The sequence below is a fragment of the Streptomyces sp. NPDC041814 genome, assembly GCF_055590565.1.
Genome location: NZ_JBVJAM010000005.1, coordinates 12268 through 27288, shown reverse-complemented (window position 1 = coordinate 27288; position 15021 = coordinate 12268). Strand labels below are relative to the sequence as shown.

General features: G+C 72.0%; 17 protein-coding genes. 4 read left to right on the top strand and 13 right to left on the bottom strand.

Features of this window, described 5'->3' with window-relative positions; all coding sequences use genetic code 11:
• Window positions 1-16: 16 nt before the first annotated feature.
• The gene (locus tag ACZ6C6_RS14930) at window positions 17-766 is read right to left on the bottom strand and encodes a peptidyl-tRNA hydrolase (RefSeq protein ID WP_469202779.1); all 750 of its coding nucleotides are present in this window, start codon (window positions 764-766) and stop codon (window positions 17-19) included.
• Window positions 767-837: 71 nt separating this feature from the next.
• Between ACZ6C6_RS14930 and ACZ6C6_RS14925 the strand changes: the two genes are divergently transcribed.
• The 4 genes from ACZ6C6_RS14925 to ACZ6C6_RS14910 all read left to right on the top strand — a co-directional run bounded on the left by ACZ6C6_RS14925 (window position 838) and on the right by ACZ6C6_RS14910 (window position 3330).
• Window positions 838-1515 (top strand): AIM24 family protein, encoded by a 678-nt coding sequence (locus tag ACZ6C6_RS14925; protein WP_469202777.1) that lies wholly within the window; start codon window positions 838-840, stop codon window positions 1513-1515.
• A gap of 65 nt (window positions 1516-1580) precedes the next feature.
• Complete coding sequence (locus ACZ6C6_RS14920; RefSeq protein WP_469202776.1) at window positions 1581-2459, top strand: ABC transporter ATP-binding protein; 879 nt, start codon at window positions 1581-1583, stop codon at window positions 2457-2459.
• Complete coding sequence (locus ACZ6C6_RS14915; protein ID WP_469202774.1) at window positions 2456-3127, top strand: ABC transporter; 672 nt, start codon at window positions 2456-2458, stop codon at window positions 3125-3127. The genes ACZ6C6_RS14920 and ACZ6C6_RS14915 overlap by 4 nt, the downstream gene beginning before the upstream one ends.
• 14 nt (window positions 3128-3141) lie before the next feature.
• Window positions 3142-3330 carry a hypothetical protein gene (locus ACZ6C6_RS14910; RefSeq protein WP_469202772.1) on the top strand — a complete coding sequence of 63 codons (189 nt, stop codon included), beginning with the start codon at window positions 3142-3144 and terminating at the stop codon, window positions 3328-3330.
• A 6-nt stretch (window positions 3331-3336) separates the two neighbouring features.
• On the opposite strand, the gene ACZ6C6_RS14905 is transcribed toward ACZ6C6_RS14910, so the two are convergent.
• The 12 genes from ACZ6C6_RS14905 to ACZ6C6_RS14850 all read right to left on the bottom strand — a co-directional run bounded on the left by ACZ6C6_RS14905 (window position 3337) and on the right by ACZ6C6_RS14850 (window position 14950).
• Complete coding sequence (locus ACZ6C6_RS14905) at window positions 3337-4173, bottom strand: polysaccharide deacetylase family protein (RefSeq protein WP_469202770.1); 837 nt, start codon at window positions 4171-4173, stop codon at window positions 3337-3339.
• Window positions 4174-4219: 46 nt separating this feature from the next.
• The gene (locus ACZ6C6_RS14900) at window positions 4220-5647 is read right to left on the bottom strand and encodes a DUF6177 family protein (RefSeq protein ID WP_469202768.1); all 1428 of its coding nucleotides are present in this window, start codon (window positions 5645-5647) and stop codon (window positions 4220-4222) included.
• Between the two features lie 36 nt (window positions 5648-5683).
• Window positions 5684-5971 (bottom strand): hypothetical protein, encoded by a 288-nt coding sequence (locus ACZ6C6_RS14895; protein WP_469202766.1) that lies wholly within the window; start codon window positions 5969-5971, stop codon window positions 5684-5686.
• A gap of 22 nt (window positions 5972-5993) precedes the next feature.
• Window positions 5994-6650, bottom strand: a complete 657-nt coding sequence (locus tag ACZ6C6_RS14890) for a pentapeptide repeat-containing protein (RefSeq protein WP_469202764.1) — start codon at window positions 6648-6650, stop codon at window positions 5994-5996.
• Window positions 6647-7336 carry a hypothetical protein gene (locus tag ACZ6C6_RS14885; RefSeq protein ID WP_469202762.1) on the bottom strand — a complete coding sequence of 230 codons (690 nt, stop codon included), beginning with the start codon at window positions 7334-7336 and terminating at the stop codon, window positions 6647-6649. The genes ACZ6C6_RS14890 and ACZ6C6_RS14885 overlap by 4 nt, the downstream gene beginning before the upstream one ends.
• A gap of 18 nt (window positions 7337-7354) precedes the next feature.
• Window positions 7355-7660, bottom strand: a complete 306-nt coding sequence (locus ACZ6C6_RS14880; RefSeq protein ID WP_469202760.1) for a hypothetical protein — start codon at window positions 7658-7660, stop codon at window positions 7355-7357.
• A gap of 25 nt (window positions 7661-7685) precedes the next feature.
• On the bottom strand, window positions 7686-8330 hold the full coding sequence (locus tag ACZ6C6_RS14875) for a hypothetical protein (protein WP_469202759.1): 645 nt from the start codon (window positions 8328-8330) through the stop codon (window positions 7686-7688).
• A gap of 15 nt (window positions 8331-8345) precedes the next feature.
• Window positions 8346-10697, bottom strand: a complete 2352-nt coding sequence (locus ACZ6C6_RS14870) for a hypothetical protein (protein ID WP_469202757.1) — start codon at window positions 10695-10697, stop codon at window positions 8346-8348.
• Window positions 10694-11083: a DUF6507 family protein gene (locus ACZ6C6_RS14865; protein ID WP_469202755.1), complete on the bottom strand. Its 390-nt coding sequence runs from the start codon at window positions 11081-11083 to the stop codon at window positions 10694-10696. The genes ACZ6C6_RS14870 and ACZ6C6_RS14865 overlap by 4 nt, the downstream gene beginning before the upstream one ends.
• 173 nt (window positions 11084-11256) lie before the next feature.
• Window positions 11257-12630 carry an alkaline phosphatase PhoX gene (locus ACZ6C6_RS14860; protein ID WP_469202753.1) on the bottom strand — a complete coding sequence of 458 codons (1374 nt, stop codon included), beginning with the start codon at window positions 12628-12630 and terminating at the stop codon, window positions 11257-11259.
• Between the two features lie 92 nt (window positions 12631-12722).
• Window positions 12723-14234, bottom strand: coding sequence for a sensor histidine kinase (locus ACZ6C6_RS14855; protein ID WP_469202751.1), 1512 nt, complete (start codon window positions 14232-14234; stop codon window positions 12723-12725).
• Window positions 14231-14950: a response regulator transcription factor gene (locus ACZ6C6_RS14850; protein ID WP_469202749.1), complete on the bottom strand. Its 720-nt coding sequence runs from the start codon at window positions 14948-14950 to the stop codon at window positions 14231-14233. Before ACZ6C6_RS14850 ends, ACZ6C6_RS14855 begins: the two co-directional genes overlap by 4 nt.
• Window positions 14951-15021: the final 71 nt, after the last annotated feature.

Below are 15021 nucleotides of genomic sequence, written 5' to 3'. Positions count from 1 at the left end.
TGAGGTTCCGCCGGTCTCAACGCCGCAGCGCCGGGTGGTCGGCGACCACCGTGCACGAGCCCGGGGCGATCTCCGTGAAGCCCGCGTCCCGTACGACCGGCAGGCCGCTCACCGTCAGCTCCGCCCAGCGGTCCGGCTCCGCCGTCGCCACCGAGAGCGGGAAGCCCGCCTCGCGCCACGCCTTGCGCTCGGTCTCCGACAGCTCCCACCAGGCGAGCTGCGCCCCGTGTCCGACCTGCGCCATCTCCTTGCCGGCCGACATGCCGAGGTCCGGGTTGAGCCAGAGCACCGGGTGCGCCGGGCCGGGCGCGGCAGGCGGCTCCGGGTCGTCCAGGTCGGTGCCGGAGACCTGGAGCTTGGCCAGCTCCTTCGGCCAGCCGTCCAGGGGCACCGGCGGGAAGACCCGCACCTCCGCCTCCTCGCCCGTCACCGTGATCCCGGGCAGGGCCGACGCCTTGCGCCACTCCGCGCCCCGGGCCCGCCGGACCACCTTGCGGATACGGGCGTCCTGCCAGTCCCGCATCACCCCGGCCCACTCGCCCTCGCCCACCGACCGCTCGTCGGACAGCATCACGAGCACCGCGCGGGCGGCCGTGCGCAGGGCGTCGGTGCGGGCCGGCGGCGCGGCCTTCTCGATGTGCACCACCAGAGGCAGTACGTACTGAGGTGCTTCGTCCCGGTTTGTCCGCTCCGACCGGAAAGGGCTGTCCACGGGCACGGCGGCCGGCTCGGCGGACGGGGACGCGGGGATGTCGTTGCTGCTCACCCGCCCAGTCTGCCAGCCGCCCCGGACACCGTTCTTGGCGGAATGGAGGGCTCCGGGCGAGGATGCCGTCCATGAAGAGCGATCTCTTTTCCAGCGAGCACATGGCGGAGCAGGCGACCGTCCCCGGGATGACGCTGCAGAACGCCAAATCCATCAAATACGCGGTGAACGGGGAGATGCACGCCCGCCAGGGATCGATGGTCGCCTTCCGCGGGAACCTCCAGTTCGAGCACAAGAGCCAGGGCATCGGCGGCCTGCTCAAGCGCGCGGTCACCGGCGAGGGGCTGCCGCTGATGGCCGTGCGCGGCCAGGGCGAGGCATGGTTCGCGCACGAGGCCGCGAACTGCTTCATCGTGGAGATGGAGCAGGGCGACGCCCTCACCATCAACGGCCGCAACGTCCTGTGCTTCGACGCGTCGCTCTCGTACGAGATAAAGACCGTCAAGGGCGCCGGGATGGCCGGCGGCGGGCTCTTCAACAGCGTCTTCACCGGCTACGGCAAGCTGGGCCTGATGTGCGACGGGTACCCCATCGTCATCCCCGTCACCCCACAGCAGCCGGTGTTCGTGGACACGGACGCCGTCGTCGGCTGGAGCGCCCAGCTGAACACCTCGCTGCACCGCTCGCAGAGCGTCGGCTCGATGATCCGGGGCGGCTCGGGCGAGGCCGTCCAACTGCGCCTGGAAGGGCAGGGGTTCGTGATCGTACGGCCCAGCGAGCTGAAGCCCGAGAAGGCGTCCTCCCACTGAGCGCCGGTACGGAGGTCCTGCGGCTGCGGGGAGCCGGCCGGCGCTACGGCCTCACCGGGCCCTGGGTGCTGCGCGGGGTCGACCTCGTCCTGCCCCCGCGCGCCCTCGTCCGCGTCGAGGGCGCCAACGGCACCGGCAAGTCGACCCTGTTGCGGCTGCTGGCCCGGATCGACGCGCCCTCCGAGGGCCGGATCACGGGCCGGCCGCGCACGGCGTACGTTCCCGAGCGGTTCCCGGCGGCCCTGCCGTTCACGGCCGCCGGATATCTCGTCCACCTCGGCCGCGTCCACGGGCTGGGCGCCGCCGAGGCGGCCCGGCGGGCGGACCGCTGGCTCACCCGGTTCGGCGCCGCCGCGCACGCCCGGACGCCCCTCGCCGAACTCTCCAAGGGCACCAGCCAGAAGGTCGCCGTCGCCCAGGCGCTCCTCGCCGAACCGGAGCTCCTGGTGCTGGACGAGGCGTGGACCGGCCTCGACACCGAGGCGCGCGACGTGCTGGACCGGGCCGTGGCGGAACGCGTCGCGGCCGGGGCGACGGTGGTCTACGTCGACCACGACCCGCGACGGCTGGCGGGCGCGGCCGACGCGGCGTACCGGGTGGAGGGCCTGGGCCTCACCGCCGTCCCGCTCGCGCCCGCCGAGCCCCGGGTACGGATCGAGGCGACGGCCCCGCCGGGGACCCCGCTCCCGTCCGGGCTGCCCGGTGCTCCCGCGTCCACCCTGGCCGACGACGGAACGGCCCGCCTCACGGTCCCGGCGACGCACTCCGACGCGCTGCTCGCGGCGCTGCTGTCGGCCCGGCCGGCGTGGCACATCGGGCGGGTGGAGCCGGTGCGGGGGACCGGCGCGGGCGAGGGCGGCGATGAGACCCGCACGCGCCCCGGCCCCGTACCGGAACCGGCGCCGCACCGCTCACCCACCCCGGACGGGAACCCCGCGCCATGACCGCGCTCATCCGCTACCAGGCCGCCCTGCTCGTACGGTCCCAGCGCTGGCTGGCCCCCGTTCTGCTCTACCTGGCCTTCCTCGCCGTCGGCGTCCGCTCAGGGCAGCCCGTCCTCGACTCCCTCGGCTACACCGCCGCCGGGATGCTCCCGGTCACCGCCTGGCTGGTGCGCGTCTGCGTCACCCAGGAGCCGCCCGCAGCCCGGGCGGTCGTCGCGGCTGCGGCGGGCGGGCAGCCCCGGGCCCATCTGGCGGCCCTGCTCACCGGGCTGGGCGGCGCCGCGCTGCTGGGCACGGCCGCCACCGCCGTGGTCCTGGCGATCAGCGACCCGGCCAGTACGGACCACGCGGTGCGGGTGCCCCTGCCGCCCGCCGGGGCCGCCGGGATCCTCGCCACCGCGTGCTGCGTGCTGCTGGGCGCGGCGGCCGGGGCGCTGTGCTGCCGGCCGCTGCTGCACGGGCGCGGCTGGTCCGTCGCGGCGACGGCGCTTGTGGCGCTGCTGGCGCTCGTCACGGCCGGGTCGCCCGCGAAGTACGCGGTGACGGGCCTGGTCACCGGCTCGCTGACCGGTACGGTCCACGTACCGGTGCTTCCCCTCCTCGGAGCCGCCGCCGTGACGGCCGCCGTGTTCGCGCTCGTGTGCCGGCTCACCTCGGTGCGGGGCTGAGTAGGCTCGTAAGCATGACTGAGGAATCGAGGCCCTGCTGCGAGACGCCGCCCGCCGGGACGCCGGAGCGGGCCGAGGGACCGCCGTACGCCGAGTGCGTGCTGTGCCGGAAGCCGACCGAGTACGCCGAGTCGGTCAAGGGGATCACGCTGTGCCCGGTGTGCGAGTGGCAGGAGGCCCAGCGCACGGCCTGCTCGGGCTGAGACGGTTCAGCCGGCCATCAGCTCGGACACCCGGACGAAGCGGTAGCCGCGCTTCCGTAGCTCCGGCACGACCTGGCGGACCGCCTCGGCGGTGACCGGGGCCGCGCTACGGGTGCAGTGCATGACGACGAGCGAACCGGACCGCACGCCGTCGAGCACCTGCTCGGCGACGGCGTCCGCGTCCGTCGCGAAGGCGTCGCCGCTGACGACGTCCCACTGCACCGCGGTCACCTTCTCCGGCCCGAGGGCGCGCAGCGTGTCGTCGTCGTAACAGCCGCCGGGGAAGCGGAAGTACGGGACCACGTTCCGGGCGCCGGTCGCCCGGATCGCCCCGAAGGCCCGCTGGACCTCCTTGCGCACCGCGCCCTCCTCGACCGTCGGCAGCCCGTAGCAGGGCGTGGTGAACGCGTAGTGGCTGTAGGAGTGGTTGCCGATTTCGAAGAGCGGATCGGTGCCGATGGAGCGCGCCTGGTCCGGGTACTCCTCGGCCCACCGCCCGGTCATGAACACCGTCGCGGGCACCTTCAGGCGGCGCAGCACGGCGATCAGTTCCGGGTTGTCGAAGTGTTCGCCGGCCGCTGCGCGCGGCCCCTCGTCGGCCGTCATGTCGGCGTCGAAGCTCAGCGCGACGACCTTCGCGGCGCGCTGCGGCCCGCGCTGGAAGACGGGGGTCCGGCCGCCGGGGCCGGGGGCCATGACGGGGGGCTTGTCGGCGGGCTTTTCCGTGACGTGAGGGGCGGGCGGCCGTTCGACGGCGGTACGCGTCGGTTGTGCCTGGCCGCAGCCGACGAGCACCGCGCCCAGCACCCCCAGAGTGGCCGCCTTATGTGTAAATCCGATCATTTTCGGAAGCTAGCCGACCGGCCGGAGGGTGCACGGGGGTGGCACGCTAGACCGGCGGCGCCCCACGCAGATGGCGCATCAGCTGTTCCAGGGCCGCCCAGCCCTCGGCGCTCTCGCCGTCGCCGAGCGGGTAGTAGTAGCCCGGCCGGCCGCCGGGACCCAGCCGCACCGGCGCCTCCTTGAGCGGGGTCCGGGAGGCGGTGTCGAGGCCCACCTCGGTCACCTCGGCGGAGCCGAGCGCGAAGGCGTACGGGAGCGGGGGCCGTTCGAAGCGGGGCGGGGCGTTCAGGTCGCGGCGCCCGTGGCCCAGCTGGCAGAGCATGGTCCGCAGCCCGTGCCGGGTCACCAGCTCGTCGGCGAGCCCCGGCAGCGCGTCCAGGGCCGGCTGCTCGTCGGGGCCGTGGCCGAGGACGAGGGTGATGTCCTCCTCCACCCCGTCCGGGGTGCGGCTCACCTGGAGGGTGGCGACGGCGGGCCGGTCCGGGCTGCCCACGGCCACCAGCCAGGTGGGCCGGGGCGCGCGCTCGTACGCCAGGTCGGTCAGCCGCCGTCGCGACCAGGTGAGCCCTGCGGGCTCCGACGTCCCCCAGCCGGCCGGGGGCGCGCCGGTCAGCGCCTCCCAGGCGGCTTCCAGTGCGCCGCCGAGCACGAGGTCGGCGGTGGGGCGGTGCACGGTCCGGAGCGACACGACGAGCTGCCGCTCGCCGGTGGGCCGGGCCTCCGTGAACGCCTCCGCCACCGGGGTCTGCCCGTCCTCGCGCCGGTCCGGTGCGAACGCGTCGTCCTGCCAGCGCAGTACGGCACCGGTCAGCCCGTCGTAGTAGCCGCAGCGCTCGTCCCGGACGACCCAGCGCGAGGAGGTGGACTGGAGCAGCAGCCGCGTCGGCAGGGAGAGCGTGCAGTGCGGCGGGGTGACGATCTGGAGCGACCGCTCGCTCTCCACGGTGGCCCGCAGTGCCTCCGTCAGCCAGCTCGTCATGGGGACGACCGGGCGGTCCTGCATGACGACGGCGGCCTTGTCGGTGAGCATGTCGACGGCGGGCTGCGCGGCTGCGGGGGAGGGCACGGCTGTGATGCCCGAGACGTCGAGCGGGCTGGCCGCGCCGGTGGTGCCGGGGGTGTCGGCGGGCCACACCGTGCCGCCCAGCAGCATGGTCAGCCGCGCGGCGAAGGCCCCGGCCAGCTCCTCGGCCCGGTCCACCCCGGCGGCGGCCCGCGCCTCGACCCACCACCAGGGCCCGTCCCCCTCCGGAGCGGCCTCCGCCCCGAGCAGCCGGACGGCTTCCCCGGGCACCTGGATCAGCAGGGGCACCTCGACGGACACGAGCGGCCGCCCCTCGTCGTCGCACAACTGCACGACGGCCCCCTCCCCGGCGCTCCCGACGCGCAGATCTGGCCCACCGGCGAGCAACCCGGCCAGCACACTGAGCGAGTCGGGCATGCGCTTGGTGAGTGCGACGACGTCCTGGGTCATGCGGGGTCCTTCGGTGAGGTGGATCGTGGGATCTGGCTAGCCCGGAGGCAGCGGCTGTTCCGGCGCGTTGTTGAACAGGTAGGCGTACATGTCCCGGAGATAGGCGTCCAGTGTCTCCTTGTCGGGGAACTCGATGTCGGTCAGGTCCTCGTACTGGGCGGGCCCGAAATCCTCGTCCGACATGATTTGCTCGAATCCCGTCCGGATCAGGTCCACGTAGGAATCCTTGAAGCTCAGCAGGGTGCGCCGCAGGTGGCCGGTGTTCTCGTACCCCCGCTCAAGGTCCAGGTACACCCGGAAGAAGTTCCTGACGTGCGGGTCCAACAGTTTTCCCCTTCATCCGCACCTACTGCACCCGTCGCTGCGGAGTGATCACTTGAACCTCGCCGCCACGCGCACTGATCCACGCCTCCAGGTCCGCGCCGCCCACTTCCCGGGAACCCTCGCCGCTGACCACCGTGACCGGACCGAAGGCCGTGCCGGTGAGGCCGCGTACCAGCGTGGTGTCGTCCACGGTGACCTTGAACGTGTTCTGGAACAGGACGGCGTCCGTCAGGTCCGCGCCCCGCAGGTCCACGTCGTACAGCGAGGCGCCCATGATGCGCGTCCCGCGCAGGCTCGCCCCCGAGGCGTCGACGTCGTGGAGTGACGCCTTGACGAGGTCGGCCCCGTCGAGCCGGGCGGACCGGAGCACGGCCCGGTCGAGCTTCGCCCGGACGAGGTCGGCGCCGACCAGGTTGGCCCCGGTCAGCTCCGCCCCAGTGAGGTCCGCACGGTAGAAACACGCTGATGCGAGCTTCACACCCGTCAGCACCGCGTCGATGAGCCACGCGCCGGGAAATTCGCCGTTCGTGAGATCGGCGCCCCGGAAGTCGTGCCCCACCCCGTACAAGGCGTAACTCGTGTCGTCGAGCCATTCCCTCAACTGCCGCGCCGCCGCCGGGTCGGAGGGAAACGCGGCAGGCTGCCAGGGGACAGACTCGCTGGACGGTGTCCCCGTCACCGCGAGCCTTCGAACGCCTCGCGGACTTCCGTCCGTACGCGCTCGTTGCCGACTGACGTGAGGTATTCGCCGAACTCCCGGATCTCCGGCCCCTCGGCCCGGTAGACGATCGTGACGGCGTGCTCCAGCGTGCGGGGCGAAGCGCTGGCCCGTAGGACGTTCATGGCCAGCTCGACCGACACGGGCCCGTCGACCGGGGCGACGGCGCACGCCAGGTCCACGAGCTGAGTGGCCAGATCGAAACGCTGCTTCTCGCCGGCCGTCAGGGCACGCACACCTCGGCCGATGGCTTCCTTGATCTCACCGAGCGCTGCCCTGACCGTTGCGCTGTCGATCAGCTCGCCGAGGCGGTCCTCGAAGTACTGGGTGTCGGCGAGCGGCACGAGCGCCCGGAACGCCTCTTCACGCAGCGCCGTCGTGCCCTTCTCCTCGACCTCGTAGTGGCTCATGTCCACGGCAACCGCCAGTTGCGAGAACGTGCTGTCCACGGAGAACTTCCGGTCGAATGAGAAGTTGTACCACGGGGTGCCCTCCGGGTCACCGGTCGCCCGGATCACCGCTTCAAACCCGGCCGCCTCGCCCTCTTCGGTCAGATCCCGGCACGCCAGAAACCGTTCCGTGGGCGGGGCGCCGGGGTCGTTCATCACACGGGTGAGTCCGGCGACGCGGTCGCGTTCCTGATCCACTCGGTCCTCTTCCTCGGACTATCCCGGGGGCATCGGCTGTTCCGGCGCATCGCCGAACAGGTAGTCGTACATGTCCCGGAGGTAGGCGTGCAGTGTCTCCTTGTCCGGAAATTCGATATCGGTCAGCCCCTCATATTCTGCGGGGCCGAAGTTTTCATCTGCCATGATCTGCTCGAACCCGGAGCGGATCAAGTCGACATAGGAATCGCTGAAGCTCCACAACGTGGGCCTCAAGTCGCCCAGGACCTCATATCCACGCTCAAGGTCGAGTTGAGTTCTGAAAAAGCCTCTGAAGTCTGGGTCGGCTGGGATTTCGCCTTTCAAGTGCACCCGCTTCGATTGCCGGTGATCAGCCCACCGCCGTGTCGGTGAGGTCCGGTCCTCGGCCGTCGACAAGGTCGGGCGCCGCCAGTTCGTAGCCCTTGGCGTGTCCGTAATACGTCGGCTCCCCGGGTTCCGGTTCGACGCCGAGCAGCGCCACGATCTCCTCCAGTGCCGACCTGAGCCGAGGGGCGTTGGCCGCGTGGATGGCCGGGTGGGGCTCGCCCCGGAAATCGCACGGGCCCCAGATGTCGTGGTGCACGGAGATCTCGGCCGAAGGGCCGATCTCGTCCGGAGACACCATCAACTCGACAAGCCGGTGCTCCCTCTGCGGTGTTCCCTCCGCGTCGAACCACGTTCCGGAGCCCAGGACGAGGAGTCCGCCCATCTCGGCCTGCGGATGTCCGGCGGGCAGGCAGGAACGGAGGGCCTCCGGCAACTGTGGATCGTCGAGGGAACGCTCGACCAGATCCAGTCGGCTGTGAATGCCGAGACCGCCCTTACCGAGCTGGAACCAGTTCCATTCGAGGGCGTCCGGCTCCAGAAGGCCGTGCTGCCGGAGAACGGCACTCATGCGTCCCGCCGTCAGCAGCGCGGATTCCAGGCCCGGCTCCACCACGTCGTCCAGGTCCCAGAACCACGAGCCGCTCTCTCTTGGCGCGCGCGTCAGCATAACGATCGAACTTCCTTAAGGTTTGGCGGCGTTGGTCGGATAAATAGTGACGGAGCCGTCCTTGAACTTTAGCTCGAACGAGGCGTTGGTCCGGTCGGCGGCCCGCTGGACCGCCTGGATCTCGCGCTCCGTGAGTTCGTTCCTGAAGCCCTTGATATCGAGGATTCCGACCTTGACGTCCACCCCGGCACCGGCGAGCTGCTTCTCCGCGATCTTCTTGACCGCCGACTTGATGCCCGCGACGCTGTCCACGTCCTTGAGCTGAGCGCCGTACTCGATGCGGCCGTCCTTGCGGACCAGTACATCGAGGTCGAGCTTCTTGTCGGGGAGTTTCAGCTCGAACTCGATGTTCTTGATTCCCTTGGCCTGCAATTCCGCCGCGTGCTCCATCGCTTGGTGCACCGCCGGAATCATGTCCTTCTGCTTGACCTGGAAGAGGAGGCCCTCGGGGTCCTTGAACATCGGTACGTCCGCGAAACGGCCACTCGCGATGTAGTCGGCGACAGCCGCCCCGTATTCCGACTTCCTCAGCTGCGTCAGCATGCGGGCCTGGTCCGTCGGAGGGACCTTCAGATCCTTGAGGGCGTCCGTGACGGCGGCTTCCCTCTCGGCGGGCATCCCGCCACTGGGCGTCTGCGCCTTGTGATCTCCCTCCAGCACGACGCCCGGCTCGCGCTCCGGCGTCCCGGAACCCCCCTCCGGACCGTTGCCCGTGCCACCGCCTTCGCCCGAGCCCGGCCCGTCGGTGGCGCCGCCACCGGGTGTCTCGTGGTGGCCGCCCGGGCCTGACGGCTCGTGGCTTCCATGACCACCCGGCCCATGTCCGCCGCCCCCGGTACCAGCGTGCGACCCGGACTCGCCCCCGCCCGACCCCGTCGGACGCTCCGTCACATGCCCGCCCGTCGACGGGGTCGTGTGGTGCGTCGTGCCGCCCGTCGTCGGGTGGGAGCCGTTCGGCGGGTGGTTCGCGGAGTTCTCGACGTGTCCCGGCCCGCCCGCGCCCTCCAGGACCTTCTCCCGGTCCGGTACGCGCTCGTGCGTGTCCGGGAGCTCGTTCTTGTGGGGCTCCGGGACCGGCTCGGTGTCCGGTACGGGGTTGCCGTGCTCGTCGCGGATGACGCCGTCCTCGCCGACGACGCGCGGGTTGCCCTGGTGGTCGGTGTAGTGGAGGCCCGGGGTCTCCGTCGTCGGGTGCGGGGCCGTGCCGGACGGGGCCGTACGGGCCATGTCGTCCACGCCCGTGGAACTCGTCCGCAGGCTCTCCATCAGGTCGCCGACCTTGATCTTGGTGACGCCCGCCGCCTTGCCGAGATAGCTCATCGGGTCGACCAGCGCGCCCGCCTTGCCCGCCACCGAGGCCGCGTCCGCGACCACGCCCAGCTTGCCGGCCTTGCCCAGCTTCAGCAGGGAACCGGAACCGATGGTCACCACGTTGAACAGGACCGTGCCGAAGGCGCGCGACGGGTCGTGGCCCCACTCGTCCCAGGCGACCAGCGACTTGCCGAAGTTGCGCAGGGCCGCCTTCTGGCGGTCGCTGTCGCTGTGGTCCGCCGGGCCGAACATCTTGTCCATCGCCCAGTCGTACGGCGTCATGATGTACGCGCTGATGCCGCCGAAGACGTCACCGATGCCCGACCAGGTCTTCTTGAAGTTGTCCCAGTCGAAGACGTTGACCATGCTGCCGAGGCCCTTGATCGTGCCCCAGACCCCGTCGACGAAGAAGCCCTTCAGCGCGCCGCCGACGTTGTCCTTCGTCCACTCCCACGCGGCCCGCAGCCCCGTGTACTCGCGCTCGTCCACCGTGCCCCACGGCGTCTCACCGGCGTCCTTGACGTCGTCCGCCTTGAAGCCGTACATCCCGGCCTTGTGCGAACCGTCGTCCACGACGAAGTGCGTCCCGCCCACCAGCGCCGTGATCTTGTTGGCCGCGTCGCGCTCGGCGCCCTGGAAGGCCACCCACGTCGTGCCCACCTCGTGGACCAGGCGGGCGTTCTCGTCGATCTTGTCCTGGTCCTGCTGCCAGTCGTCGTCGTCCCTGTTCTCCGCGACGAACCGCGCCGCGTCCTCGCGGAGCCGGTTCATCCTGGCCACCAGCGGCCGGGCCGTCGTCGCGAACCCCGAGAGCGCCCCGCTCACCGACTCCAGCTTGTCGGCGAACGCGTCCGCCTTGTCCCGTACCGGAATGGTGGAGTCGAGCAACTCCTCCTGCTCCGGGGCGTCATAGACCGGGTCCAGCGCCTGGAAGGCCGTGTGGACGTCCTTGCCCGTGGTCCGGATGTCGGAGGCGGTCGTCTTCAGGGTGGCCGCGTGCTTCTCCAGGGCCTCCAGATTGCCGGTGAAGAAGGGGATCTTCGCCAGGTCGATCACTTCTTCGGCCCCTTCCCCTTCAGCTCCTCCGGGGTCGGCGCCTTGGAGTACTGCTCCTGCTTGTTCTTCGCCATGTCCAGGTCGCCCGCGAGGTACGCCTCAGTGGCGAGGCGCGCCCCCGTCATGGACTTCGCCGCCCGCACCGGAAGGAACTTGAGGTCGTTGAGCGTGTGCTGCTGGAACTCCTGCAACGCCTGGGCCACCGGCCCGAACGCGCCCCCGGCCGGAATCTCGGTCCCGCCCAGCACCATCGTGCCCGCCGAGGTCGCCGACCCCACCAGACCGTTGTTGTACGACGTGAACTCCGTCTGGAATTCGCCGCCCACCTCGGCGGTGTTCTTCAGGACCCGACGAACGCCGTCGGGGTCGATGTCCCACTTGGTCACGGTCCCCCCCCGTAAAGAATCTCTTCCGCTGAGCGTCGAGGCGACCGGCACGCCGAAGCACGGGCGCACCGGAGCGCACCCCGTCATCCTGCCCCGGCACACCCGGATGGATCAAACCCCATGTTGCCGTATGCAAAGACGCGGCGGGGTGCGCCGCGGTTCCGCTCAGCCCGTCAGCGCCACGGACCCGTGACCGCGAACGTGGTGCCCGGTGTGTAGACGTTCACGTACATCGTCCCGTAATCCGGTGCGAACGTGACGCCCGCGAACTCGCCCCACTCCGGCTCCTCGGGCGTCCCGATGTTCTGCCGCCCGCGAGCCATCGGGTATACCTCGCCGCGCCGGGTCAGGCCGAACACGTGCTGGGCACCGCCGCCGTCCTCACAGACCATCAGGCCGCCGCCGGGGGCCAGGCTGATGTTGTCGGGGGACTCGCCGGGCAGCTGGAGGTCGGTGTCCGGGCCGAAGACGACGACCAGGGTCAGCCGGTGCGCCCGAGGGTCGTAGCGCCAGACCTGCCCGTAGTGGTCCGCCGCCGAGCCCTGCGCGCGGTACGCGAAGCTGGAGACGAAGTAGACGCACGAACCGCCCCAGTAGCAGCCCTCCAGCTTCTGGCCGTGCGTGATGCCCTTGCGGCCGAAGTCCTGGAACCGGATGGGTGTTTCGACGGCCTGCGGGTCCGGTACGGGCACCCACTCGACGCCCTCGAACGCCGTCCCGGTCTCCCGCACCGCCGAGAGGTCGGGCACGCCCGGCACCCGCATGGCCTCCAGCCGGCCGCCCGCCCGCAGCGAACCCGTACCGCCGAGCGGCTTCTCCGGCAGGAAGCGGTAGAACAGCCCGAACGGCTTCTCGAACGCGTCCTCCGTCTCGTACACCGTCCCGTCGCGCGGGTCGATCGCCACGGCCTCGTGCTGGAAACGGCCCATCGCGGTCAGCGGCACGGCGCCGGTGCGGCGCGGGTCGGCTCCGTCCACCTCGAAGACGTAGCCGTGGTCCTTGGTGTAGCCGTTGGTCCCGGCCCTGTCCTCGGTCTCCTCACAGGTCAGCCAGGTGTTCCAGGGGGTGCGCCCGCCCGCGCAGTTCACCGCCGTACCGGCGATGGCGACGCGCTCGGACAGCACGCGGTTGTTGCCGTCGAGCTCCAGGGCCGTACAGCCGCCCTTGCCCATCGGGTCGTACGTCAGGCCCTCGACCGCCGGTACGGGAATCGCGGCGTTCCCCCGGTTCTCGTGGTTGCGGACCAGCCGTACGTGCCCGCCCCGGCCGCCGAACGCGGCCATGCCGTCGAAGTGGCTGGGTACCTGCCCCTCGCCGGAGCGGAGCGGGTCGCCCTCCCGGGACAGCACCCGGTAGTGGAAGCCCCTGGGCAGGTCGAGCAGGCCCTTCGGGTCCGGCACCAGCGGGCCGTAGCCCTCGTGACCGCGTGCGGCGGAGCTGCCCGCGAAGAGTTCGGTGAACGCGCCGGTGAAGGCGATCGAGACGGCGGCGGCGCTCGCCGCCAGAACGTTTCGCCGGGAGGCGAGCGGGCGGGGTGCGACTGACATGAGCGAACTCCCTGCTGGGGGACAGGTGGCATGGCTTCGTCAAGAGAGGGTCTGCCCGTACGAGGCCGTCGTTGAACGTTGGCACGCCCGGCTCAGCCACCCGCCCCGACGCTCCGGGGCAGCAGCAGCCGGAACGTCGAACCCTCGCCCGGCCGGGTGTCGAGTTCGAGCCGCCCGCCGTGCGCCCCGGCGATGGTGGCCGCGATCGACAGACCGAGCCCGGACCCGGGTTCGGCGCCCTCCCGGTCCGCCGACGGCCCCCGGTAGAACCGTTCGAAGACCTGCTGGGCCGCTTCGGCCGCCAGCCCCGGCCCGTCGTCCGCGACCTCCACCACGCACGCCGGGGCACCGGCGGGCAGCGCGGCCGTCGCGCCGTAGCGCCCGGGCCGGTCGGTGCCGCCGGCGGCGGGGCCGGTGCGCACCGCACCGACCCGGACCTCGACACGCGCGCCGGGCGGGGTGTGCACGCAGGCGTTGGCCAGCAGATTGCCGATCACCTGGGACAGCTGGTGGGCGTCGCCCAGCGCCTCCACCACGTCCAGCGCGGCTCCGTCGCCCCCGCCCCCGCCCAGCGGTGCCAGCCGTACGTCGCGGCCCGGATGCGCCACGACGGCCGCGCCGACGCCGTCCGCCGCGAGCGACAGCAGATCCACGGTCTCGTGGTGCGCCACGGGGGCGTACCCCAGCTTGGCCAGCAGGAAGAGGTCGTCCACGAGCCGGCTCATCCGCTCCGCGTTCCGGGCGATCAGCGCATGGGCCTCGCGTCGCCGGGCGGCGGGCAGGCGCGGCTGCTCCACGAGCAGTTCGGCGAACCCCTGGATCGAGGTGAGCGGTGTGCGCAGTTCGTGGCCCGCGTCCGCCATGAACCGGCGCAGCCGCTGCTCGGACGCGTCCTTGCGGTGCAGAGCCGCCCGGACCTGGCCGAGCATCGTGTTGAACGCGAGCCCGAGCCGCCCGGTCTCCGTGCGCGGGTCGGTGTCCGTGACCGTCAGGGCCGACTCGCCGCCGGTGATCCGCAGGGCGGTCCGCTCCATCCGGGCCAGCGGGCGCAGCCCCAGGCGCACGGCGGCGCTGCCGAGCAGCCCGACCCCGGCCGCCGTGGCGACGCCGATCGCGAGGCTGAACCACAGCAGCTTCGACGTGGCCCCCTCCACCGTGCCTAGGGGCAGCGCGACGACCACGCGCCGCCCGTCCGGACCCGTGTCGGCGACCACCCGCCAGGCCGAACCGCCGTCCTCGTCCGGCACGGTGGCCGGGTGGCCGCGCTCCAGGGTGAGGCCGGAGGCGGTGGCGGGCAGCCGGGGGCGGCCGGCGCCGGTGCCGAGCGAGCCGGGCCGGAGCCGCCCGTCGGAGGCGTAGAAGTAGACCCGGAAGTCGGAGGGCAGGGCGTCCTCGGGCGCGGGGCCGGGGAGCGGCCTCCCGTACGGGGCAGGGGGCGGCGGGCGGAAACCGGTGAGCCGGTGGTCGATCTGGGCCGTCAGCCAGGACCGCGTCACCGCGAGCCCCGCCGCCTGCGAGACCAGCACGGCCGCGGTGGCCAGGACGGCCGAGATCAGCACCAGCCGGGTCCGCACGGAGCGGGGCCGGCGCGGCGGAAACCTCACGGCGTGTCCTCGCGGGGCAGCCGCAGGCAGTAGCCCACGCCGCGCACGGTGTGGATCAGCGGACGGTCCGCGCGGTCGATCTTGCGGCGCAGGTTCTTGATGTACGTGTCCACGATGCGGGTGTCCCCGGAGAAGCCGTAGCTCCACACGTCCAGCAGGATCTCCTGCTTCTCCAGCACCTTCCCGGCCTGCGACATGAGGCACACCAGCAGCCGGAACTCGGTGGGGGACAGCCGCACCGGCTCCCCGGCCCGGTGCACGGTGTGCCGTTCGCGGTCGACGCTCAGGTCCGCGTACCGCAGCGGCGGCTGCTCGGCCGGCGGCCGGGGAGCGCCGCCGGTACGGCGCAGGATCGCCCGGACGCGCAGCAGGATCTCCTGGATGTGGAACGGCTTGGTGACGTAGTCGTCGCCGCCCGAGCTGAGCCCGATGATGCGGTCCTCGATGTCCGTGCGCGCGGTCAGGAGCAGCACCGGGGTGTAGTCGCCCCGGGACCGCAGCTCCCGCGTCACGGCGAAGCCGTCCGTGTCCGGCAGCATCACGTCCAGGACGACCAGGTCCGGCCGGCAGCGGTCCACCTCGGCCACCCCGTCCCGCCCGTTCGCCGCGGACGCGACGCGGAAACCGGCCGCGGTCAGCGCGGAGGTGAGCAGCGTACGGATGCCCGGGTCGTCCTCGACGACCAGCACGGTGTGCCGGGCTGAGCGGTCGCCCATCGGAAGGATCACCTCACGGCTCTGCGGACACGGTCCGGGCGGCGCCGTGCGGCGCGATGCTACGGACCGAA

Coding starts and splice junctions, on each gene's coding strand:
- ACZ6C6_RS14915 (WP_469202774.1), top strand. CDS start 2,456: ATGACCGCGCTCATCCGCTACCAGGCCGCCCTGCTCGTACGGTCCCAG.
- ACZ6C6_RS14860 (WP_469202753.1), bottom strand. CDS start 12,630: ATGTCAGTCGCACCCCGCCCGCTCGCCTCCCGGCGAAACGTTCTGGCG.
- ACZ6C6_RS14875 (WP_469202759.1), bottom strand. CDS start 8,330: ATGCTGACGCGCGCGCCAAGAGAGAGCGGCTCGTGGTTCTGGGACCTG.
- ACZ6C6_RS14910 (WP_469202772.1), top strand. CDS start 3,142: ATGACTGAGGAATCGAGGCCCTGCTGCGAGACGCCGCCCGCCGGGACG.
- ACZ6C6_RS14905 (WP_469202770.1), bottom strand. CDS start 4,173: ATGATCGGATTTACACATAAGGCGGCCACTCTGGGGGTGCTGGGCGCG.
- ACZ6C6_RS14925 (WP_469202777.1), top strand. CDS start 838: ATGAAGAGCGATCTCTTTTCCAGCGAGCACATGGCGGAGCAGGCGACC.
- ACZ6C6_RS14900 (WP_469202768.1), bottom strand. CDS start 5,647: ATGACCCAGGACGTCGTCGCACTCACCAAGCGCATGCCCGACTCGCTC.
- ACZ6C6_RS14850 (WP_469202749.1), bottom strand. CDS start 14,950: ATGGGCGACCGCTCAGCCCGGCACACCGTGCTGGTCGTCGAGGACGAC.